This window comes from Mesorhizobium sp. M7A.F.Ca.CA.002.09.1.1, assembly GCF_003998555.1.
Lineage (GTDB): Bacteria > Pseudomonadota > Alphaproteobacteria > Rhizobiales > Rhizobiaceae > Mesorhizobium > Mesorhizobium ciceri.
This window is the reverse complement of record NZ_RZRR01001518.1, coordinates 1-592: the sequence shown is the minus strand read 5'-3', so window position 1 is coordinate 592 and position 592 is coordinate 1. Positions and strand designations below refer to the sequence as shown.

Genomic DNA, 592 nt, shown 5'->3' with positions numbered 1-592 from the left:
GGATGGTGCCGATGCGATTGATGCCGCGCGCCATGTCGATCATCCTGACCGGCGTTTCGCTGGCGACCGTCTGTGCGGCGCCGGTCGGCGCCTATGTCGGTGACATCTGGGGCTGGCGCACGGCCTTCATGATTGCGACCGTGGTCGCCGCCCTGGCGCTGCTGGTGCAGCTGGCCACCATTCCGAAATTGCCCCCCCGTGGGTGTGGCAAGCTTCCGCACCTTGCTCCACGTGCTGAAGCGTCCGTCGATCCGGGTGGCGCTGCTGGTCGTGCTGCTGGTCGCTTCGGGACACTTTGCCGGCTTCACCTATGTCCGTCCCTTCCTCGAGAAGGTCCCCGTGCTCGACATCGAGACGATCTCGCTGGTGCTGCTGGCCTATGGCATTGGCGGCTTCTTCGGCAATGTCGCCGGCGGCATCCTGGCCGAGCGCAGCCTCAAGGCAGCCGTTGGGCTGGCGCCCTTGCTGATCGCACCGGCCGCCGCCTCGATGCTGGTTTTCGGAGCTTCGCCGACGATCGCCGCTGCCGCCGTTGCGGTCTGGGGCTTTGCTTTCGGCGCCGTTCCGGTCGGGCTGCAGAGCTGGCTGGTGC

At 67.2% G+C, this 592-nt stretch carries 1 pseudogene; it reads left to right on the top strand.

Features of this window, described 5'->3' with window-relative positions:
* Nucleotides 1-592: pseudogene (locus EN994_RS34395) on the top strand (MFS transporter); the annotation flags it as partial.